Genomic DNA, 21348 nt, shown 5'->3' on the forward strand with positions numbered 1-21348 from the left:
CCGCCGCGTCGTATAGCAACAATATGGCAAAGAAAGCAGCGCGCAAATCGAGCAGTAAGAAAAGCAAGGCGTCGAAGGCAAAGAACCAGACACAATCGCGGATTCGCCGCTGGGTGACCCGCGCGGTATTGGGTCTGGTTGCGTTTGTTGTGGCGCTTGTGGTGCTTTTTTCTGTGGTGAATCCCCCGGTAACCCATACGATCTGGTCTGAATGGCGGCGGCTGGGCAAGGTTCAGCGCGATTGGGTGCCGATTGAACAGATCTCGCCCGTCATGGCGCGATCCGTGGTGGCGGCAGAGGATGCCAATTTCTGCCTGCACTGGGGGTTTGATGTCGATGCCATTCGCGATGCTTTGGAGGAAGGCGGTACACGTGGCGCCTCAACCATCACGCAGCAAGTGGTGAAGAATGTGTTCCTGTGGCAGGGACGCAGTTGGGTGCGTAAGGCGCTTGAGACATCTCTCACCCCCGTGGTCGAGATTTTCTGGAGCAAGCAGCGCATTCTCGAGGTCTATTTGAACGTGGCCGAGACTGGCGAAGGTGTGTTTGGCGTTGAGGCCGCAGCCCAGCGCAACTTCAATGTGACCGCGGCCCAGCTGTCGCCAGTCCAGGCCGCACGTATTGCCGCAATCCTGCCTTCTCCCAAAAACAGGTCCGTTCGGGATCCGTCGGTCCGCACACGCAGACGGGCTGCCTCGATCCTCGATGGGGCGGCCACCATTCGCGCAGATGGTCGCGCGGATTGTTTCGAGGATTGAAACCCAAGGCCCTGCAAGGCTAAAGCTTGAGTGTATTCACTGGTTCGATTGGAAGCCCATGGCGCGTTTGTTTCATGTTCCCTTGTCCCCCTTCTGCCGCAAGGTGCGCCTGTCACTGGCGGAAAAGAAGATTGAGGTTGAGCTGGTCGAGGAGAAATACTGGGAGAAAGACCCGGATTTCCTGCGGCGCAACCCGGCCGGAAAAGTCCCGGTTCTTCGTCTGGACGGAAAGATCATGTCCGAAAGCAACGCGATTTGCGAATATATCGAAGAAACCCGGCCCGATCCTGCGCTGATGCCCCAAACGCCGGAGGCTCGATACGAAGTGCGTCGGCTGGTGGCCTGGTTTGATGACAAGTTCCATCACGAGGTGACATCCAAACTGGTTTATGAGCGCGTGAACAAGAAAGTTACCGGTCAGGGCTATCCCGACAGCAAAAATGTCAAGCAAGGTGCCAAGGCCATCAAGTATCATCTGGATTACATGGCCTGGTTGCTGGATCACCGCCGTTGGCTGGCCGGGGATCAGATGACATTGGCCGATTTTGCGGCTGCGGCGCATCTATCGACGCTGGATTATATCTCAGACGTGGATTGGAATCGGTCTCAGGCGGTTAAAGACTGGTACGCCAAGATCAAATCCCGACCTGCTTTCCGGTCGATCCTGGCGGATCAGGTTCCTGGGTTCAGGCCGCCCACCCATTACGCAGATCTGGATTTCTGATAGGGTCGCACAAGGGGGGCTGTCTGCCCCCCCATCGCGCCTTGGGGCGCGATTCCCCCCGAAGGTATTTAGGGCCAGATGAAGAGCGGATCGGGTTTAAAGGATAGGCTGGCGGCACAGGCGCTGAGCGAGGGCTTTGTGTCTTGTCGCATTTGTCGCCCGTGGGATGTCCCCGAAGTGCCCGCCCGGCTGGAGGCGTTCCTGCAGGCCGAATATCACGGGCAAATGGGATGGATGGCCGAGCGGACCCATTGGCGAGGCGATCCGGCAGCGCTCTGGCCCGAGGCGAAATCGGTGATCATGTTGGCAGAAAGCTATGCGCCCGAACATGATCCAACCGAGATTCTGGACCACCCCGAGAAGGGGGCGATCTCAGTCTATGCGCAGAACAAGGACTATCACGACCTGGTCAAGAAGCGGCTCAAAAGGTTAGCCCGCTGGTTGATAGCCGAGGCTGGTGGCGAGGTGAAGGTCTTTGTCGATACCGCCCCGGTTCCGGAAAAGGCCTTGGGTCATGCTGCGGGGTTGGGATGGCAGGGTAAGCACACCAATCTTGTAAGTCGCGATTGGGGAAATTGGGCCTTTATAGGGTCTGTTTTTACAACTCTGGACCTACCTTCGGATCAAGCAGAGGTGGATCACTGTGGATCCTGCCGGGCCTGTTTGGCCGCCTGTCCGACAGACGCATTCCCGGCGCCTTATCAGTTGGACGCGCGGCGCTGCATTTCTTACCTGACAATCGAACACAAGGGTCCGGTTGATGAAGACCTGCGCGCGAAACTCGGCAATCGGATCTATGGTTGCGATGATTGCCTTGCCGCCTGCCCCTGGAACAAATTCGCAGTCACGGCCAGTGACATGCGCTATGCAGCGCGTGAGGATCTGAAGGCTCCTCGGCTGGCAGAATTGGCTGGCCTGGACGATCCGGAATTTCGAACGAAATTCTCGGGCTCTCCAATTAAGCGGATTGGACGGGACCGGTTTGTGCGAAATGTGCTGTACGCCATTGGCAACTCAGGCCTGCAGGGGTTGATACCGATTGCACAGGATTTGACAGAGGATCCGGATTCAGCCGTGGCAGATGCCGCGCGCTGGGCGGTCAAACAACTGTCCTAGGTGCCGCAAACAGGCTGGACGTGTCGGTGCAAACCGCTAAACCCAATCACAGCGAACAGGAAGGAGAACCCGATGGCGCTGGCTTTGGGGGTTGATACAGGCGGAACCTATACGGATGCGGTGCTGGTCCGGGATGAGACTGAGGTGATTGCTTCAGCCAAATCTCTGACAACACGAGCTGATCTGGCGATTGGCGTTGGCAAGGCGATTTCTGCGGTTCTGACGCAGGCTCAGGTGTCACCGGAGCAGATCTCAATGGCGTCGCTGTCAACGACATTGGCCACGAATGCGCTGGTCGAAGGGCAGGGTGGCCGGGTTGCTCTGATCTATATCGGGTTCAGGGAGAGTGATCTGGAAAAGCATGGTCTGCGGGATGCTTTGAAAGGGGATCCAGCTTTGGTTGTGGCGGGCGGTCACACGCATGCGGGAACAGAGGCCAGGCCATTGGATGTTCAGGCGATTGAAGCCTTTTTAGACTCTAATTCAGGGGTTTCAGGTTTCGCTGTGGCCGGTCAGTTCGCCACCAGAAACCCGGCGCATGAACTTGAGGTCGCCCGCATTATTACTGATCGGACGGGTGCGCCGGTGACATGTTCGCACCATCTGTCGGCCAAGTTGAATGGCCCAAAACGTGCGGTGACAGCGGTGCTGAATGCACGGTTGATTGGCATGATCGACCGCTTGATCGGACGGGCACAGGATCAGCTTGTGACGCTAGGTATTTCAGCGCCAATGATGGTGGTTCGCGGCGACGGAGCGTTGATGAGCGCCGAACAGGCGCGGGATCGACCGATTGAAACGATTTTGAGCGGCCCTGCGGCCTCGATCGTCGGGGCGCGCTGGCTAACGGGAGCCGAGAACGCGCTGGTATCAGATATCGGTGGTACCACGACCGATGTCGCCTTGATCCGGGATGGCAAGCCCGCCATTGATCCCGAAGGTGCCAGGGTTGGCGGCTTTCGCACCATGGTGGAGGCCGTCGCAATGCGGACCCACGGGTTGGGCGGGGACAGTCAGGTACATGTTGTAACCGAAGGGCTGGGCGGCGGCATCTTCCTGGGACCGCGCCGTGTTTTGCCCGTATCTCTGATCGCGTCAGAAGCGCCCGACGAGGTTCACACGGCCTTGGATGCGCAGTTGCGGGCCCCAACTGTGGGTGAACATGACACCCGGTTCGCACGTCTGGTACCGGGTGTTCATGCCGAAGGTCTGGGGGCAAGGGAAACCGCCCTGGTGGATCGCTTGGGGCAGAAGGTCCTGCCACTGTCTGATTTGCTTAAAACGCGGATGGAGACAGGCGCACTTACTCGTTTGGTGGATCGTGGAATCGTTCAGGTATCCGGCGTGACACCTTCGGATGCCAGCCATGTTCTGGGCCGTTTGGATGCCTGGGACGCAGAGGCTGCACGCAAAGCGCTGGAACTGGTGGCGCGAAAACGGATTGGCACCGGCGATATGCTGGCTGCAACACCGGATCTGTTGGCGCAGATGATCGTTGATCAGTTGACCGAACAGACCTCTTTGACCTTGTTAGAGACCGCTTTTTCAGAAGAAGCCGAGGATTTCGGCGTTCCGGCACCCGATCTGGCCCGGCATATTTTGACGCGGAAAGGTCTGGCCGGGCATCGCGGTTTGGTGGCGCTGGACGCGGCACTGAATGTGGATGTGATCGGTCTTGGGGCGTCGGCCCCCAGCTATTACCCCGCAGTCGGGGAAAGATTGCGATGCCGCATGATTCTGCCGGAACACACGGGCGTGGCCAATGCGATTGGAGCTGTGGTTGGCAGGCTGACACTGCGCCGGGCCGGGACCGTCACGGCGCCATCCGAAGGGCGGTACAGGGTGCATCTTGAAGACGGGCCTCAGGATTTTAGCGATTCTGACGAGGCGATGGCGCTGCTAGAATCCATCCTGAGGGCTGAGGCGGAAGGAGAAGTGCGCGGAGCCGGTGCCGAGGATATCCGAGTGATCGTCGACCGGGATATCCGCACTGCCCGTATCGAAGCGCAGGAGGTCTTTGTTGAGGCAATGATCACCGTCGAGGCCAGTGGACGGCCGCGGGTGGCGTCGGACTAGCCCCTGATCCGGGGCTAATCCTTACTCGGCCGCGTCGCGTTTGGGCAGAACCCAATCCGGGCGCGGGAAATGGCAGGTATAGCCGTTCGGGATGCGTTCAAGATAATCCTGATGCTCGGACTCGGCCTCCCAGAAATCGCCAACGGGTTCCAGCTCGGTCACGACTTTGCCGGGCCAGATGCCACTGGCATTCACATCGGCAATGGTGTCCAGGGCGACCTGTTTCTGGGCGTCATCGACATAATAAATGGCCGAGCGATAGCTCATCCCCATGTCGTTCCCTTGCCGATTCACCGTAGTCGGGTCATGGATCTGAAAGAAAAACTCAAGCAGATCGCGATAGGTGGTCACGGTAGGATCGTAAAAAATCTCGATCCCCTCGGCATGGGTGCCGTGGTTGCGATAAGTGGCGTTGGGCACGTCTCCACCAGTATATCCGACGCGAGTGCGGAAAACGCCCGGGCGTTTGCGGATCAGATCCTGCATGCCCCAAAAGCAGCCCCCGGCAAGAACGGCGCGATGTTCGGTCATTCGATCTCCTCCACATGAATCAGGAATTCGCCATAGCCTTCGGCTTCCATCTGATCGCGATGGACGAACCGTAATGAGGCTGAGTTGATACAGTATCGCAGCCCGCCATGTTCGCGGGGGCCGTCGGGAAATACATGCCCCAAATGGCTATCGCCATGTTTCGAGCGAACTTCGGTCCGGATCATACCCAGCGAGGCATCGCGCAGTTCTTCAACATGCTCATGCACGATTGGTTTGGTGAAACTGGGCCAGCCGCAGCCGGATTCGTACTTGTGCGCCGAGGCGAACAAAGGCTCACCCGAGACGATATCCACGTAGATGCCGGGTTCTTTGTTATTCAGCAGTTTGCCAGTTCCGGGCCGTTCGGTGCCGCTGTTTTGCGTGACGTGGTATTCCTCGGGCGACAATGCGGCGACGGCCTCAGGGGATTTGGTGTAACGGGTCATTGCTCCTCCGGACTTCTGGTGGTTCGCATAATAGATGGGGATTATTGGCGGAAAGCAAAGGGTGTTCTGCCGGGCTCGCGCAGTTGTGCAAGGTCAGGCTGGTTTTCTGCCGGGTTGGCGAGACAGTTGCACCGCCAGAATGCCCAGTGTTGTGATAAGAACCCCGACCGCATCCAGCGGCCCCAGTTTTTCGCCCAACAAGATCGCGGCGATGGTGACACCAAAGACCGGGTTGAGAAAGTGAAACGTGGCCGCCCGGGTTGCGCCGATCCGATCCAGCAGCAGGAACCAGATGAACGTGGCCAGAAGGCCGGGAAACAGAGTTGTATAGGTGAAGGCCAGGACCAGCGGCACCGTCAAGTGGAAATGAATCGTTTCGAATACCGGTGCTGCAACAAACAGAATGGCCGATCCGACCAGCATCTGTAAGCCAACCACCATCATGAAATTCCCGCCCGATGTCGCCCCACGCACTGCGAGCGTGGCAAATGTCAGCGCAAGCGCTCCAATGCCACAAAGCATGACGCCGAACAGATCAACGCCGTCGCCGATCCGACTGCTCATGATCAGAGCAACACCGGCGAACCCGGCACACAGGCCGACAATTCCAATTGGCCGTAATCTGTCGCCCATAAACAGCCAACTGGCCAAGGCAACCAGCAATGGCATGGTCGAGGCGATGATGGCGGCAACAGAGGCCTCGATTGTTTGCATCGCATAGAAGTTTAGGCCCAAATAAAGGGCATTTTGACAAATCCCGAACAAGATGGTGGCATACCATTGTGACCGCGTCAGCCGCCAGCTTTGACCCATCGCCCGTGCAATCACGACGCCAATCAAACCCGAGATCAGAAACCGCAGAGCCAGGGAAAACAACGGCGATGCGTCCGCCACGATGATCCGGGCCGAGGTGAAGGCCGAAGACCAGATAAACGCAAATGTCAGCCCCATGGCCATTGCGCGAAAATCCATCGCGACCCCCTGTTCAGATTTTCGCGCACTGTTGACCGAATAAGCGCGCGCCGCAAGCAGTGCTGTTTTTATTGATTGATCAGCCAATAAACTATAACAGCGTCATGAACTGACATTAATGGGAGGATTGTCGGTGCTATTGGAGTACATACTATCATTTGGCGTCTTGCTGGCGTTGGGCCTTGTTGCCTTCTTTGTGGTGAAGTGGTGGAATCTGCGGATCGTCGGCGTAACGCCGGTTCATCTGTTCACCTTCATCGCGATTCTGTTCACATCCGGGTTGGATGTCGGCCTGATCATGTTTCCGCTGACCGAATTCGGCGGCTATGCCGAAGATCCCGCCTATGCGTTTGCCAACCCACTGGCGATCGAATTCGGGTTCTGGGGCTTTCTGATCTGGGCGTTCTACTTTCTGACCGCGTTCTATTTCTGTGTCATCGAGCCGCGCGTGAAGTTCTTTGAAATCCCGCTGGTCAAGCTGATCAACAATGTGGTCATCATCGGCACCTGCGCTTTCACCGCCAGCCTGTTCCTGATCTACCTGCCTGGCTACCTGCCCGAGGTCGGAGACGGCGAGTCAGTGGTCACCACCTTCTATGTCATCGTGTTTGTCGTCATTCTGGCAGCGGCCTATTCTTCGACCGACCTGAAATACGTGCGTATCCTGTCGGTGGGCTCGACCTTTTTGTTCCTGGCACTGATCCTGGGCATGTGGGTTGCTGCGGGCATGGGCGTGAATGGCTTTGTGGAAACCGGAAGCAATGTTGGTGCCTATTTCACCAACCTGCACAAGTTTGTCCTGCCGCTGACAGATTATCACGCCTTCTACCTGTTCTGGTGGTTTGCCTGGTCGATCATGATCGGCCAGTTCACATCTCGCTTTGTAGGTGGGCTGAAGACCTGGCAGCTACTGGCTGCTCTGCTGATCTTTCCGTCGATACCTTTGGCGATCTGGTTCACCGTTCTCTACTATTACCACCTGAACGGCATCAGCACCGCAGGCATCACCAACATTGCGATGGTGATTGTGGGCGTGACCTTCGTGATCAACTCACTGGATTCGTTGATCAGGCTCTATACGGACAACCTGAACATGACAGTCGCCCGCTTTGGTAAAGCGATCTATGTGGCGGGCAATGTTGTGCTGCTGTTCGTCCTGACCTTGCTGTTCCAAAGCCAGTGGTTGCAGATCCAGTGGATCGGCGCAGTTGTTGTCGGCCTCTATCTGGCCTGTGTGGTTTATATCCTGATCACCAAACGCAAAGAGGTGCTGAGCATAACTGGGATGCCCGAAGACCGTGATCTGGATTTCCACAAGGTCGAGACGGTTCACTGATCAACATCGAGAAAAAGCTAATACGGGCGCCTTGGTGCCCGTATTTTTTTGGCCGCGACTGTGTAAGCAATGCGGAAAGGGTCAAAAAGGCCAAACAAAGCGACACGTGTGAAATCACAAACTTGCAATATCTTTTACTTATGTTGGCTTAGTTCAATCGTCATTCACTGGAGAGCTCTCTTGAGGTTCCATCTTCCTTGGAGTTGATAACCTCAATGTTCCCTCAGGCGCGTTTTTCACCAATCGTGGCCACACCCAGAACAGACAGGACCTTGGCCTCGATCTGTTCGGCATTCATACCGGCAACCGCATACATATCCGCCGGGTTTGCCTGATCAATGAAGATATCCGGAAACACCATCGAGCGGTATTTAAGGCCCTGATCAAACACACCCTCATCGGCCAGTAGCTGCGCCACATGGCTGCCGAAACCGCCAATCGCACCCTCTTCGATGGTGATCAGCGCCTCATGATCGGAGGCCAGATTCAGGATCAGGTCGCGGTCCAGCGGTTTGGCGAAACGTGCATCGGCGATGGTGGGGGTTATGCCGCGTGCGGATAGGGCCTCGGCGGCTTTTTGTACTTCGGCCAAGCGCGTACCGAAAGACAGCAATGCCACACGCGCGCCCTTCTGAATTATCCGGCCTTTGCCGATTTTAAGCACTTCACCACGCTCGGGCAGGTCCACGCCCACGCCTTCACCGCGGGGATAGCGGAAGGCGATCGGGCCTTCGTCGTGGGCGACGGCGGTGGCCACCATATGCATCAGCTCGGCCTCATCTGCGGCGGCCATCACGACCATGCCCGGCAGGTTGGCCAGATAGGCAATGTCAAACGATCCGGCATGGGTCGCCCCATCAGCGCCCACCAGACCAGCGCGGTCGATGGCAAATCGCACGGGCAGGCGCTGAATGGCCACATCATGCACGACCTGATCATAGCCGCGCTGCAGGAAGGTCGAATACATGGTGCAGAACGGCTTCATCCCGCCCGCAGCCAAAGCCGCCGAGAACGTCACACCATGCTGTTCCGCAATCGCTACATCGAAACAACGTGACGGGTAGCGTTCGGCAAACAGGTTCAACCCGGTTCCATCGGGCATGGCGGCGGTGACGGCGACGATCTTGTCGTCCCGCGCGGCTTCTTCCACCAGCGTCTTGCCAAAAACCGAAGTATAGGACGGTGCGTTAGACGGCGCCTTCTTTTGCTCACCCGTCACAACATCGAATTTCGCGGTCGCGTGACCCTTGTCGCGGGCCTGCTCGGCGGGGGCATAGCCCTTGCCCTTTTTTGTCAGCACATGGATCAGGATCGGGCCGGTGGCCCGCGTCTTGACCGTGCGCAGCACCGGCAACAGCTGATCCATGTCGTGTCCGTCAATCGGGCCGAGATAGGAAAAGCCCAGTTCTTCGAATAAAGTACCCCCTACGGCCATGCCCTTGAGCATTTCCTTGGCGCGTTTGGCGCCTTCGCGGAACGGTTCCGGCAACAAGGACACCGCGCCCTTGGCGGCGGCCTTCAGATCGTGGAACGGTTCTTCGGCATAAATGCGCGACAGATAACTGGACAGGGCGCCAACCGGCGGTGCGATGCTCATTTCATTGTCGTTGAGGATAACGATCAGGCGCTTTTTCAGGTGGCCCGCATTGTTCATCGCCTCAAACGCCATACCCGCCGACATCGAGCCATCGCCGATTACCGCAATCGCATCGCCCAGACCTTCGGGCGTCACGCCACCCAGATCTCGCGCCACGGCAAAGCCAAGGGCCGCACTGATCGAGGTGCTGGAATGCGCCGCGCCAAACGGGTCATAGGGGCTTTCGCTGCGCTTGGTGAACCCGCTCAACCCACCGGGTTGGCGCAGGGTACGGATCCGGTCGCGCCGCCCGGTCAGGATTTTATGCGGATAGCACTGGTGCCCGACATCCCAGATGATTTTGTCACGCGGCGTATCGAATACCGCATGCAGCGCGGTGGTCAGTTCCACCACGCCCAGACCCGCACCCAGATGCCCGCCGGTGACCGACACGGCCGAGATCGTCTCGGCCCGTAATTCCTGCGCCACCTGATGCAGCTGCGCGTCCGAAAACTGCCGCAGGTCGGCCGGGCGGTTCACAAGATCCAGCAGAGGAGTGTTCGGGCGGTCAGACATATGGCGCGTTCCTGGCTTAGCTGTCCCGGGCAATAACGAAGCGGGCGGCGTCCTTCAAGGTTTCAGCCGACGCGCCATAGCCTTCCAACGCGGCGCAGGCCTGTTCCACCAGCTCCGCGGCACGGGTTCTGGCGGCGTCGAGGCCCAGCAGAGACACAAACGTGGCCTTTCCCGCCTCGGCATCCTTCTGAAGGCGCTTGCCCGCAATTTCGGCGTTACCCTCTATATCCAAGATGTCATCTGCGATTTGAAAAGCAAGACCAAGGGATTGGGCATATTGGCGCAAGGGCGCAAGATCAGCTTGGGCCAGACGCGCGCCGGCGCATGCAGACCACTCGATCAGCGCTCCGGTTTTTCCTGCCTGCAAATGGGTGATTTCTTCCAGCGTCAGCGGAGAGTCTGCCGATTCCGCCGCGATATCCAGCGCCTGGCCCAGCACCATGCCCTGCGCTCCGCTTGCCTGCGCCAGAGACAAGGCCAATTCCGCGCGAATTTCGGCGGGGCCAATTTCGGGACGGGTGCAAAGTTCGAATGCCAGCGCCTGCAATGCGTCGCCTGCCAGAACCGCGATGCCCTCATCCCATTTCACATGAACTGTCGGGCGCCCGCGACGCAAATCGTCGTTATCCATGCAGGGCAGGTCATCATGCACCAGAGAATAGGCGTGCAACGCCTCGATCCCCGTGGCAGGCCAGATCGCACGCGCTGTATCCACATCATGCAGCCGCGCGCTTTCCAGCACCAAAAACCCGCGCAGACCTTTGCCGCCTTGCGTGGCATAGGCCATCGCCTGTGTCACATCCAGATCGTCCAGCGCGCCCAGAACCAGATCAAAATGGCCCTGAATCAGCGTTGCATCCTGCGCCAGTCTTTCGCGAAACATTTACTGACCTTCGACAACCGTCGTCCCGGTCGGTTGACCATCGGCGTCCAAGGTGATCGCGGCCACTTTTTCCTCGGCCCGCTTCAGTTCATCCTCGCAGCGTTTCTTCAGCGCTGCACCCCGTTCATACAAGGCGATGGACTGGTCCAGCGCCACATCTCCACGCTCCAGCTGGCCGACAACGGCCTCAAGCTCCTTCATCGCCTGTTCGAATGTCATCTGGTCAACGGGTGTATCTGTCATCGGGCTGCCTTCATCAACTCTTCCACATGGGCACGTGTGGCCTCGGCCAGCGCTTTCAGATCATACCCGCCCTCCAAAGTCGAGACGATACGTCCCGCGCAATGCTGATCGGCAATCTTGCACAATTCGGCAGTGATCCAGGCGAAATCTTCGGTGGCCCAGTTCAGATTGGCCAGCGGATCATCCTGATGGGCGTCAAACCCGGCAGAGATTATGATCAGCTCGGGTTTGAAGGCGCGCAGTCTCGGGAAAGCCATTGTTTCATAGGCGGCGCGCATCTCGGCGCCGCCGGTTCCGGGAGACAGTGGAATATTCAGGACGTTCTCAAAGGCGCCGGTCTCGTCGGCGCGGCCTGATCCCGGCCACAAGGGCATCTGTTGGCTGGTGATCACCAACGCGCGCGCCTCATCCCACAGCAAATCCTGCGTGCCATTGCCGTGATGCACATCGAAATCCACCACAGCGACGCGGCGCAGACCGTGATGATCCAACGCGTGTTTCACCCCCAATGCGGCGTTGCCGAACAGGCAGAACCCCATAGCGGTTTCATTCTCGGCGTGATGGCCGGGAGGGCGAATGGCACAGAACGCATTTGGGGCTTCTCCGCCCAGCACTAAATCCACGGCTTTTACCACAGCCCCTGCAGCCCTATAGGCCGCATCTACAGATCCCGGCGACATGAATGTATCGCCGTCCACCTGCCGGAATCCCTCTGTCGGGCGACTTTTGCGGATGTCGCGAATATGGCTTTCGGGGTGAATACGCAGCAGGTCATCATCGGCTGCAAGCGGCGCGGTCACACGATCCAGGTCCAGCCTATCCAGCGCATGAAGGATATGTTCCAGTCGCGCGATTTGTTCCGGATGCCCCTCGGGTGTCACGTGCCCAAGACAATCCGCATGGGTCAAAAGGGCAGTTTTCATCACAATCCCCTGTTCATCTGGTCAAAATACCTTCGCCGAAGGCAAAGAACCGCCACGCAGCGGCTCAATCAATCCGGTGCCAGCATGTACCCGGCCCCGCGCACGGTCTGCAGGTACCGGGGTTGTTTCGGGTCTTGCTCGATCTTGCGTCTCAGCCGTGTGATCTGCACATCCACGGCACGCTCCTGCGCCTGACCCTTGTCACGGCCCAGATCCTCGACCAGCTTGGCGCGACTGATAGGGGCGCCGGGTTGGGCCGAGAAGATCTTCATCAGCTGGCTTTCCGTTGCGGTTAGGCGGACCGTTTCTTCGCCCCGCCACATCTCACCGCGCTCAACATCATAGCGGATCGGGCCGAGATGCAGAATCTTGGTTGCGGCATCCTGTGCCGGGGTTTCCGGCATCCGGCGCAGGATCGCATTGATCCGCAACAAAAGCTCTTTGGGCTCGAACGGTTTGGCCAGATAATCATCGGCCCCCGCCTCAAGCCCGGCGATACGGTGTTCGGTTTCGCCCCGCGCCGTCAGCAACAGGATCGGGGTGGTGTGGGTCTCGCGCAGGGCTCTGGTCAGGCTGACACCATCTTCGCCGGGCATCATCACATCCAGAACGATCATGTCGAAATCCAGCCCCGAGAGCACCCGACGTGCATGGGCCGCATCCCGCGCCGCGGTCACCAGAAACCCGTTTCGCATCAGGAATTTCTTGAGCAGATCGCGAATACGCTCGTCATCGTCAACGATCAACAGATGGGCGTCCATATCACTCATGAGGTCGTATCCCGCAATTTGGTATAGGCATGACGCATATCAGCATCCATCATTGCTTCAAGCACTTTGCGAAACCCAGACACCGCTTCTGGGCCTGCGTCCTTATAGGCCGCGCGCATCCGCACGCGCTGGGCCTCGGACAGCCTGGTTTCAAGCGCCCTCCCGGCTTCGGTCAGAAACAGGTGCCGTTCGCGCTTGTCCACTGTACCGACCCTGCTTTCGACCAACCCATCGTCAATCAATGTCCGAAGGACCCGGTTCAGAGACTGTTTCGTCACTCCTAGAATAGCAAGCAGGTTATTGACGGTCGTCCCCGGCGCGCGATTTATAAAGTGGATAGCACGGTGGTGTGCCCGCCCATATGCCAGCTGTGTCAGAATGCGATCCGGGTCCGCCGTGAACCCGCGATAGGCGAAAAACATCGCCTCGATCCCCTGCCGCAGCTGTTCATCCGTAAGAAACAACAGGCTTTCTCCGCCAAAGGCCTGGGCGGGGCGGGTATCTGACATATTCTGCCTCATTCGTTACACAGGCCAGAGTTTATGTCAGCGTTGTTGACATTCCAAGAGCGGACAGGTATCGAATCGCAGTTTTTGCGCAACTTTATGTCCACTTCGGACCTATATTGCGCAATAATCGGAATATTCAATCCAGGCAGGGAGGTTTCGCATGGCGGGGTATGATGATCGTGACGGTGTCATCTGGATGGATGGAGAACTTGTGCCCTGGCGCGAGGCGAATGTCCACATACTGAGCCATGCGATGCACTATGCGTCTTCGGTCTTTGAGGGCGAGCGGGCCTATAACGGCAAAATTTTCAAAAGTCGGGAGCATTCTGAACGGCTGGTCGCCTCGGCCAAGGCGCTGGACATGCCGATGCCCTATACGATCGACCAGATCGAAGCGGCAAAGGAAGGCGCGCTGAAGGCAAGTGGCTTGCAGGACGCCTATGTCCGTGCGCTGGTTTGGCGTGGTTCGGGTGAGGATATGGGCGTGGCCTCGGCCAAGAACCCGGTCCGCATGGCCGTAGCGGTCTGGCCCTGGGGTGCCTATTACGGCGACGCCAAGATGCAGGGCGCCAAGCTGGATATCGCGGAATGGAAGCGGCCCAGCCCTGAAACCATCCCGGTCCATGCCAAGGCGGCCGGGCTTTACATGATATGCACCATTTCCAAGCATAAGGCCGAGGCCAAGGGCTGCTCGGATGCGCTGTTCATGGACTGGCGCGGTTATGTTGCCGAGGCGACCGGGGCGAACGTCTTCTTTGTGAAGGACGGCGAAGTTCATACTCCGCTGGCCGATTGCTTTTTGAACGGGATCACCCGCCAGACAGTGATCCAGATGCTAAAAGACAAAGGCATCACAGTGCATGAGCGCCGCATCAAACCCGAAGAGATGGCCGATTTTGAACAATGCTGGCTGACCGGTACTGCGGCCGAGGTCACGCCTGTGGGCCAGATCGGCGACTATACGTTCGAGGTCGGTGACCTCACCCGCGAAATCGCCGCAGATTACGAAAAACTGGTGCGGGCATAACCTGCAACCAAGTTGAAACCCCGCCTTGGCGGGGTTTTTTTGCTTTTGGGCAACCGTCAACAGGTACGGTTAGATGTGTGAGTGCGTAAACTACCTTACAATGACCGAATTGAGCCCAAACTTCCTATGGTCGGATGAGTTCCACGCAATTCATTTCGTAGTACAGATAAGCCCATGAAGAGGCTAGCAGCAAACCGAAACAAGCAGACACGACGGCCAAGCCCTTCTTAGTGTTTTTCCAGAAAGTGAGCGAGATAGCCAATGCCACAAGGGCAATTAACCAGCTTTCCCAGTCGAAATATATGGACCGCAAACATTCTTCATAAGTCATTTAGTTTCGGTTCCATGTCGAGTTTACGTCTGGAATTCAAGCTGGCTTTCAAAGTTTTGCCAATGACCGCATAGCCCGGTCATCAGACCTTGCGCTAGCATTCCCTCAACCCGGCCTACCCGCTCTGTAAAACTGACTCTAATCCTAGAAATCGACGCCGCGCTGGGCTTTGATCCCGGCTTGAAACGGGTGCTTTTCCTCGGTCATTTCGGTAACCAGATCGGCATAGTCGCGCAGCGCCTGTGGCGCATCGCGACCAGTCAAGAACACGCTGGTCTTGTCGGACCGCGCCTTGAGCCCGTCGATCACCTGATCGACAGTCAGATATTCATAGCGCAGGGCAATATTGATCTCGTCCAGAACGACCAGATCATACTCACCGCTTTCCATCAGTGCCCGCGCCTTGTCAAAAGCGGCGTTGGCAGCAGCGATATCGCGTTCGCGGTCCTGAGTGTCCCAGGTAAAGCCTTCGCCCATCGTGTGCCAGGTGACCAAGTCGCGCTCTTCAAAGAACCGTCGCTCACCGGTTTTCCACTTGCCCTTGATGAACTGTACGACGGCAACTTTCTGACCCCATCCCAGCGCTCGGATCACGACACCAAACGCGGCCGAGGATTTGCCTTTGCCCTTGCCGGTATTGATCAGCACCAGACCACGGCCCGGGTCGACGGCCTCGGACACTTTTTTGCGGTGCTTGGCCTGCACCTGCTGCATCTTTTCTTTGTGATCCTGCGCGTCGCTCATTCGGGCACCTCTGTGATTGTTGGGCCCAAACTAGGGCAAGATTGAAAAAGGTAAAGTCACGCTTTGTGATCGGTCAGGGACCGGGCCTTGCCGCGTTCCAGTCCCAGCTGGTGTTCGCGCCAGATCACGACCACATTGCCCGCAATCACCAGCGTCGCACCCAACAGGATCGCAAGCGTCGGCAGCTCATCAAACCAGATATAGCCGATGAATATGGCAAACAGCATGGTGGTATAGTCATAAGGCGCCAGCATTGAGGCCTGACCAAAGCGATAGGACGAGGTGACCAGAATCTGTGCAACACCGCCGATCAACCCCATTATGACCATAATTAGAGCCTGATTAAGCGTCGGCATGGTCCAACCCCAAAACGCGGTCAGAGCTGAAAGCAGGGTAGCGGTCATCGAGAAATAGAACACGATCGCGGCCGGGTGATCCACCTTGACCAACTGCCGGATATGGATCTGAACAAAGGCACGGGCGAGTGTGGCCGCCAGCACGCAAAGCGCCCCGATTGTGGCTGCCATCTCCATCTGGGTGGTGCCCAGCCTTGGCCAAACCATAATCAGCACGCCCAACAATCCCAGCGCGACGGCACCGATGCGGATCATGCGAATGCGCTCGCCCAGAATCAGCGCGGCTAGGATCAGGGTGAAGATCGGCGTGGCATAGCCTATCGCTGTTACCTCGGGGAGTGGCAACAGGCTGAGACCCGTAAAGGTCAAACCCATGGCGCTAGTGCCCAGAACGCCGCGCCAGAAATGACCCATCGGCTTTTTGACCACAAAGCCCTGCGCCAGCTCTCCGCGCCAAAGCAACCAGGCAATGATGACGGGAATGGCGAAGAGCGACCGGAAAAACACCAGTTCGCCGGGCGGGAAATCTTCGGACAGGGCCTTGACCAGTGCAGACATTGAGGTGAACAGAACCAACGCGGCCAGTTTCAGGCCCACTGCAAGCATGGGTCGGTGGGAAGTCAGGGATTGTGCCATTGGCCGAGAACCTGAGCCTTTGACTGCGAAAGATCAACGATTGGATTGTACCAATCAGGCAGATTTCCACGTGTCGGGCAGGGGTTGGCCGATCTCTTCGCTGAACGCCTCAAGAAACCGGATCATCCGTGCCACACGCGCCTGTGCCAATTCGCGCCCGGTGGGCGTCAGCATGTCTGCCGGCAGGCTCAACAGTTTGACCTTCCAGTGATCAATCGAGAATTGCTGATCATTCAGATCGCGGGCAGTGGCAAAAGCATCCTCGGGATCATACAGGTCGCGACCTAGATCACCTGAAACAGCGAAGTTGCGCGCAATGCCGATGGCCCCCAGCGCATCCAGCCGATCTGCGTCGCGAAGGATGCAGGCCTCGGGCGTTTCAGGCAGTATCCCGGCCGAGAAACTATGTGCGGCGATGGCGTGTTGAGTGGCATCGATTTCAGGCTGAGAAAACCCCAATTTCGCTAGAATAGGCTCTGATTCAGCCGCAGATTGGCGTGAGGCGAGGTGACGATCAGGGTCATCTTTGGGCAAGTTGACCAGGTCATGAAGATAGCTTGCCGCAAGCAGAACCCGAATATCTGCTTGCGTGTCCGCGATGGCCTGTACATTGATCCAAACGCGATCCAGATGCGCCAGATCATGGGCAGGATCTGTTTTCATGCGCTGCGCGACGATGCCGCGCAGCCGGGCGCGCAGCTCAGCCGATATGGCCACGGTTCTCGCCGATCTGACCCCGGTGCAAGAGCAGGTGGTCAAGGATTACGCAAGCTATCATCGCTTCGCCAACCGGAACCGCACGGATGCCGACACAAGGGTCATGGCGGCCTTTGGTGATGATCTCGGTCTCTTCTCCGGATTTGGTGATCGTTTTGCGCGTGGTCAGAATCGACGAGGTCGGTTTGACCGCAAAGCGTACGACTATATCCTGCCCGGTCGAAATCCCGCCCAGTATGCCGCCTGCGTGGTTCGAGCTGTATTGCGGGCCATTCTGCCCCATGAAGATCTCATCGGCATTGGCCTCGCCGGTCAGTTCAGCGGCGGCCATGCCTTCGCCGATCTCAACACCTTTGACTGCGTTGATCGACATCATCGCTGCGGCCAGATCAGTGTCTAACTTGGCATAAACTGGCGCACCAATCCCGGCAGGGACACCACGCGCGACGACCTCAACCACTGCCCCGACCGAATTGCCGGACTTGCGTAACCCGTCTAAATAGGCGGCCCAATCCTCGGCGGCTGTCGCATCGGGCGTCCAGAATGGGTTCTGTTCAATCTGTGACCAATCGAAATTCGTGCGGTCGATCTTATGCGGGCCGATCTGGGTCATGTACCCGGTGATCTGCACATTCGGCGCGATCTGCTTGATGGCTTCGCGGGCCAGGCCCCCGGCGGCAACGCGCGAGGCGGTTTCGCGCGCCGAACTGCGGCCACCGCCGCGATAATCGCGGATACCGTATTTTTGCCAATAGGTTATATCAGCATGGCCCGGGCGGAACTTTTCCATGATATCGCCGTAGTCTTTTGACCGCTGATCGGTGTTCTCGATCATCAGCTGGACCGGAGTTCCGGTCGTCTGCCCTTCGAACACGCCGGACAGGATTTTCACCTGATCGGGCTCGCGCCGCTGGGTGGTGTATTTATTCTGTCCTGGTTTGCGCTTGTCCAGCCAGTGCTGGATCACCTCTGCGTCGATGGTCACCCCCGGCGGGCAGCCATCAACAGTGGCACCCAAGGCGGGCCCGTGGCTTTCACCCCAAGTGGTGACGCGGAAAAGATGGCCAAAGCTGTTCATCGACATAAGGCGTGCTCCTTCTGAGCATCGTGATTAGCGGGCAAGGCCCGTAGCCTCAAGCGGATTTGCGGTTGGGGCGCAGCACCCCAACCCTTTCCGGTCAGGCCGCCGAGGACAGCTGCGTCCTCATGGCGGTGATTTTCAACGCCGCCTGTGCCGCCTCGCGCCCCTTATCCACGAAATGCGCGCGGTAGATGGCATTGTGGTGGTCCGTCTCTTGATACTGGTGCGGCGTCAGCGAAACAGACAGAACCGGAACACCGGTATCCAGACCTGCGCGCATCAACCCGTCGACCACAGCTTGCGCCACGAAATCATGCCGGTAGATGCCGCCATCCACCACAAAGGCCGCGCAGGTCACAGCTGCATAGCGCCCAATCTGGGCAAGATCGCGGGCCAGCAGGGGCATTTCGAACGCGCCTGGAACGTCGAACACGTCCACCTGATCGGCGGGTATCAATTCCAGAAACCCGTCGAGTGCACGGTCGACAATATCGGCATGCCAGCTGGCCTTAACAAACGCATAGCGGGTGTGTGTCATCAAGATCTCCTTCCGGTTTGGTGGTCTGCTGGCGGTTGCGAAAACCGGTTCCCACTTTTCGCTGCCAGCACGACATGACACGTCACCCAAGGCGATCACGAGCAGGCGCGCGGGGTTACCGGCACACTGCACGTTCTCTTTCATCCGGACTGTAACCGTCGGCTCTGGCCTCTCACCAGATCTGCTGACACCCCGAAAAGGGGCCGCTCGCGGGCTTACGGGTCATCGCCCGCATACCGCCGGTGGGGAATTCCGCCCCGCCCTGAGAACGAGGCGCACCTTGCCAATAGGTGCGCTGTTCTGCAAGAGCTTTTGCAGGAGGACCGCCATGCACCCCAATCCCGCCTTCCGCGCCGAGGATCGTGACCGTCATATTGCTTTTGCGCGCGAGCGCGCATTTGGTGTTTTGGCTTTGTCAGCGGACCAGGGGCCTTTGCTTAGCCATGTGCCGTTTCTGTTGTCAGAAGATGGCGCAGAAGCCTCGCTGCATCTGGTGCGGTCCAATCCGATCGTCCGGGCATTGAACGAACCGCGCACGGTTCGAATCGCTGTATCGGGTCCTGACGGATATATCTCGCCCGACTGGTACGGGATTGAGGATCAGGTGCCCACTTGGAACTATGTGGCGGTGCACCTGACCGGAACGCTTTCGCTTCTTCCGCAGGACGCGTTGCGCGATTTACTCGATCGTCAGTCGGATTTTTATGAGCGCCGGTTGAACCCCAAGCCACCCTGGAGCGCCAGCAAGATGAGCGCGGAGGCTCTGGACAAGATGATGCGCATGATTGTGCCCTGCAAGTTGCAGGTAGATGACATTCAGGGCACCTGGAAGCTGAACCAGAACAAGCCGGACGATGTCCGTCTAGCCGCCGCAGATCATGTGGCGGTAGACGGGTTCGGAAGCGAGACCACTCACCTGGCCGCGCTCATGCGGTCTAGGTGAGCGGACGGGCTGGTCAGTTGCTGAAGGTCGCCAGATAAGCGGCGACATCCTCAGCCCCTTTTTTCAGTTTGACGCTCATGTTCGGACGGGCGGTTTCGTCATCCAGATAATCCCTCAGGAAAACAATCGGGTCCTGCGAATATTCGACGATGTTTTCCTGTGTCCAGACCAGCCCTTCCTGGCCTGCACGGATCATGTCATCGGTGTACATCCCGATTGGTAGGCGTTCGCTTCCGTTCAGGTAATCGGTTTCTGTTCCGGCCACCCGGCCTACGACCCCATAGAGATTCGGCCCGGTGATGCCGCCTTTGACCAGAACTTTTCCATCTTTGATAATTGCGTGGCACGAAGAGCACCGATTGTAGAGGCTTTCCCCCTTTGCCGGATCGCCGGCGGCGATGGATTGCGATGAAAGGGTCAGGGCGAAGGTTAGAGTGGCTATAAAAAGCTTTGGCATGGAAAAATCCCGTTAAGGTTGGTCCTGTTACAGGCCCTTGGGACATTCCAGCCAAATGTGCAATCGAATTGAGACTCGTCTAGTGTGTTGAAAAATATCTATTTTTAACTCATTATTTTAGCCGAGGTAGATTCAATCGAAGTGGATTTTTGCGTGGCAAAATCAGGTCAGAATTTTGCAGATTTTCGCCGGTCAACAGTCTCCGGTTCTGTGTTGTGAGGGTGTTTTCGTTTCCTGGTTGCCATCCGAATCACTCCCTGAACCACCCGCGCGGCAGGGCAAACTTTCACGGGTAATCCGGCCCATCCCTTGAAAAAAACGCCTTTCGTTGTGACATGAATGCCAAGATGGGGCGTAGTGCGCGCCTATGACCGCTGGACGAACCGATTTCTCCCGGATAGATAGCCGCGATGAGACGCCGCTTTGATGCGGTGCTGATGCATGTTTGCCCGGTATTGCCGGGCGCCGGAATCGGAGAAAACCTCGTGTCCCACGCAGAAGACCACGAAGGCACCCGCAGAGATTTCCTCTACTACGTCGCAGGCGGCGCAGGTGTCGTTGCGACGGGTGCAGCCGTATGGCCCCTGATCAACCAAATGAACCCCTCGGCAGACGTTCAGGCGCTGTCCTCGATCCGCGTGGATGTGAGCGGTGTCGAGCCCGGAACCCAGCTGACCGTCAAATGGCTGGGCAAACCCGTGTTCATCCGTCACCGCACCGGTGTCGAAATCGACGAAGCGCAGAAGCAGGACGCCGATGGCGTGGATGCCCTGCCTGACCCGCTGGCCCGTAACTTCAATCTGAATGCTGATGCACCGGCCACGGATGCAAACCGCGTGATGCCGTCGCCGGAAGGCGAAGCCGCAGGTGCCTGGATCGTCCAGATGGGCGTCTGTACTCACCTCGGTTGTGTCCCGCTGGGCGATGCTGGTGACTTTGGCGGCTGGTTCTGCCCCTGCCACGGCTCGCATTACGATATGGCTGGACGTATCCGCAAAGGTCCCGCACCTGAAAACCTGCCCGTTCCGCCCGCTGAGTGGACGGACGCCAGCACCATCAAACTCGGCTAAGGGAGACCC

Annotated in this window: 23 protein-coding genes and 1 riboswitch; of the genes, 8 read left to right on the forward strand and 15 right to left on the reverse strand. The window is 58.0% G+C overall.

Annotated features, from left to right (window positions below):
- The first annotated feature begins 23 nt into the window (after positions 1-23).
- The 4 genes from mtgA to AC2FJV_RS17660 all read left to right on the forward strand — a co-directional run bounded on the left by mtgA (position 24) and on the right by AC2FJV_RS17660 (position 4674).
- A complete protein-coding gene (mtgA, locus tag AC2FJV_RS17645) occupies positions 24-758 on the forward strand; it encodes a monofunctional biosynthetic peptidoglycan transglycosylase (RefSeq protein ID WP_142640279.1) in 735 nt (244 codons plus the stop codon).
- A gap of 58 nt (positions 759-816) precedes the next feature.
- The gene (fzlA, locus tag AC2FJV_RS17650) at positions 817-1482 is read left to right on the forward strand and encodes an FtsZ-binding protein FzlA (protein WP_142640277.1); all 666 of its coding nucleotides are present in this window, start codon (positions 817-819) and stop codon (positions 1480-1482) included.
- Between the two features lie 78 nt (positions 1483-1560).
- Positions 1561-2598, forward strand: a complete 1038-nt coding sequence (queG, locus tag AC2FJV_RS17655) for a tRNA epoxyqueuosine(34) reductase QueG (RefSeq protein ID WP_281995945.1) — start codon at positions 1561-1563, stop codon at positions 2596-2598.
- A gap of 72 nt (positions 2599-2670) precedes the next feature.
- Entirely contained in the window at positions 2671-4674 is a 2004-nt protein-coding gene (locus AC2FJV_RS17660) for a hydantoinase/oxoprolinase N-terminal domain-containing protein (RefSeq protein WP_496714191.1), read from the forward strand.
- Between the two features lie 21 nt (positions 4675-4695).
- Here the strand turns inward: AC2FJV_RS17660 and msrA are convergent, their stop codons facing one another.
- The 3 genes from msrA to AC2FJV_RS17675 all read right to left on the reverse strand — a co-directional run bounded on the left by msrA (position 4696) and on the right by AC2FJV_RS17675 (position 6623).
- Positions 4696-5205, reverse strand: coding sequence for a peptide-methionine (S)-S-oxide reductase MsrA (gene msrA / locus AC2FJV_RS17665; protein WP_282022325.1), 510 nt, complete (start codon positions 5203-5205; stop codon positions 4696-4698).
- A complete protein-coding gene (gene msrB, locus AC2FJV_RS17670; protein ID WP_142640268.1) occupies positions 5202-5651 on the reverse strand; it encodes a peptide-methionine (R)-S-oxide reductase MsrB in 450 nt (149 codons plus the stop codon). Before msrB ends, msrA begins: the two co-directional genes overlap by 4 nt.
- Positions 5652-5744: 93 nt before the next feature.
- Positions 5745-6623, reverse strand: a complete 879-nt coding sequence (locus tag AC2FJV_RS17675) for a DMT family transporter (protein ID WP_496714192.1) — start codon at positions 6621-6623, stop codon at positions 5745-5747.
- A 139-nt stretch (positions 6624-6762) separates the two neighbouring features.
- On the opposite strand from AC2FJV_RS17675, the gene AC2FJV_RS17680 reads away from it, so the two are divergent.
- Positions 6763-7959, forward strand: a complete 1197-nt coding sequence (locus AC2FJV_RS17680) for a BCCT family transporter (protein ID WP_142640264.1) — start codon at positions 6763-6765, stop codon at positions 7957-7959.
- Between the two features lie 223 nt (positions 7960-8182).
- On the opposite strand, the gene dxs is transcribed toward AC2FJV_RS17680, so the two are convergent.
- The 6 genes from dxs to AC2FJV_RS17710 all read right to left on the reverse strand — a co-directional run bounded on the left by dxs (position 8183) and on the right by AC2FJV_RS17710 (position 13439).
- Entirely contained in the window at positions 8183-10111 is a 1929-nt protein-coding gene (gene dxs, locus AC2FJV_RS17685; RefSeq protein WP_496714193.1) for a 1-deoxy-D-xylulose-5-phosphate synthase, read from the reverse strand.
- 16 nt (positions 10112-10127) lie between these two features.
- Positions 10128-10994: a polyprenyl synthetase family protein gene (locus tag AC2FJV_RS17690; protein ID WP_496678863.1), complete on the reverse strand. Its 867-nt coding sequence runs from the start codon at positions 10992-10994 to the stop codon at positions 10128-10130.
- The gene (locus tag AC2FJV_RS17695) at positions 10995-11237 is read right to left on the reverse strand and encodes an exodeoxyribonuclease VII small subunit (RefSeq protein ID WP_142640258.1); all 243 of its coding nucleotides are present in this window, start codon (positions 11235-11237) and stop codon (positions 10995-10997) included. It abuts the gene before it with no gap.
- Positions 11234-12160 (reverse strand): histone deacetylase family protein, encoded by a 927-nt coding sequence (locus AC2FJV_RS17700; protein ID WP_271951702.1) that lies wholly within the window; start codon positions 12158-12160, stop codon positions 11234-11236. The genes AC2FJV_RS17695 and AC2FJV_RS17700 overlap by 4 nt, the downstream gene beginning before the upstream one ends.
- A gap of 68 nt (positions 12161-12228) precedes the next feature.
- Entirely contained in the window at positions 12229-12930 is a 702-nt protein-coding gene (locus AC2FJV_RS17705) for a response regulator (protein ID WP_142640254.1), read from the reverse strand.
- Entirely contained in the window at positions 12927-13439 is a 513-nt protein-coding gene (locus tag AC2FJV_RS17710) for a MarR family winged helix-turn-helix transcriptional regulator (protein WP_142640252.1), read from the reverse strand. The genes AC2FJV_RS17705 and AC2FJV_RS17710 overlap by 4 nt, the downstream gene beginning before the upstream one ends.
- A gap of 160 nt (positions 13440-13599) precedes the next feature.
- Here AC2FJV_RS17710 and AC2FJV_RS17715 point away from each other — a divergent pair, with 160 nt between their 5' ends.
- Entirely contained in the window at positions 13600-14466 is an 867-nt protein-coding gene (locus tag AC2FJV_RS17715) for a branched-chain amino acid aminotransferase (protein WP_496690456.1), read from the forward strand.
- Positions 14467-14941: 475 nt separating this feature from the next.
- Here the strand turns inward: AC2FJV_RS17715 and cobO are convergent, their stop codons facing one another.
- From cobO to AC2FJV_RS17740, 5 genes are all read right to left on the reverse strand, one after another.
- Positions 14942-15541 (reverse strand): cob(I)yrinic acid a,c-diamide adenosyltransferase, encoded by a 600-nt coding sequence (gene cobO, locus AC2FJV_RS17720; protein WP_271951707.1) that lies wholly within the window; start codon positions 15539-15541, stop codon positions 14942-14944.
- Positions 15542-15597: 56 nt separating this feature from the next.
- Complete coding sequence (locus AC2FJV_RS17725; RefSeq protein WP_496714194.1) at positions 15598-16533, reverse strand: DMT family transporter; 936 nt, start codon at positions 16531-16533, stop codon at positions 15598-15600.
- Between the two features lie 54 nt (positions 16534-16587).
- Positions 16588-17250, reverse strand: coding sequence for an HD domain-containing protein (locus AC2FJV_RS17730; RefSeq protein ID WP_496714195.1), 663 nt, complete (start codon positions 17248-17250; stop codon positions 16588-16590).
- The gene (gene aroC, locus AC2FJV_RS17735) at positions 17234-18334 is read right to left on the reverse strand and encodes a chorismate synthase (protein WP_496714196.1); all 1101 of its coding nucleotides are present in this window, start codon (positions 18332-18334) and stop codon (positions 17234-17236) included. Before aroC ends, AC2FJV_RS17730 begins: the two co-directional genes overlap by 17 nt.
- A gap of 94 nt (positions 18335-18428) precedes the next feature.
- On the reverse strand, positions 18429-18869 hold the full coding sequence (locus AC2FJV_RS17740; RefSeq protein WP_496690454.1) for a 6,7-dimethyl-8-ribityllumazine synthase: 441 nt from the start codon (positions 18867-18869) through the stop codon (positions 18429-18431).
- 128 nt (positions 18870-18997) lie between these two features.
- Positions 18998-19143: riboswitch (FMN riboswitch) on the reverse strand.
- Between the two features lie 54 nt (positions 19144-19197).
- Between AC2FJV_RS17740 and AC2FJV_RS17745 the strand changes: the two genes are divergently transcribed.
- Positions 19198-19812, forward strand: a complete 615-nt coding sequence (locus AC2FJV_RS17745) for an FMN-binding negative transcriptional regulator (protein ID WP_271951721.1) — start codon at positions 19198-19200, stop codon at positions 19810-19812.
- Positions 19813-19825: 13 nt separating this feature from the next.
- Here the strand turns inward: AC2FJV_RS17745 and AC2FJV_RS17750 are convergent, their stop codons facing one another.
- A complete protein-coding gene (locus AC2FJV_RS17750; RefSeq protein ID WP_496714197.1) occupies positions 19826-20269 on the reverse strand; it encodes a c-type cytochrome in 444 nt (147 codons plus the stop codon).
- Positions 20270-20754: 485 nt separating this feature from the next.
- On the opposite strand from AC2FJV_RS17750, the gene petA reads away from it, so the two are divergent.
- On the forward strand, positions 20755-21339 hold the full coding sequence (gene petA, locus AC2FJV_RS17755) for a ubiquinol-cytochrome c reductase iron-sulfur subunit (protein WP_142640296.1): 585 nt from the start codon (positions 20755-20757) through the stop codon (positions 21337-21339).
- Positions 21340-21348 lie beyond the last annotated feature (9 nt).

The sequence above is a fragment of the Ruegeria sp. CDSA241 genome, from assembly GCF_059611265.1.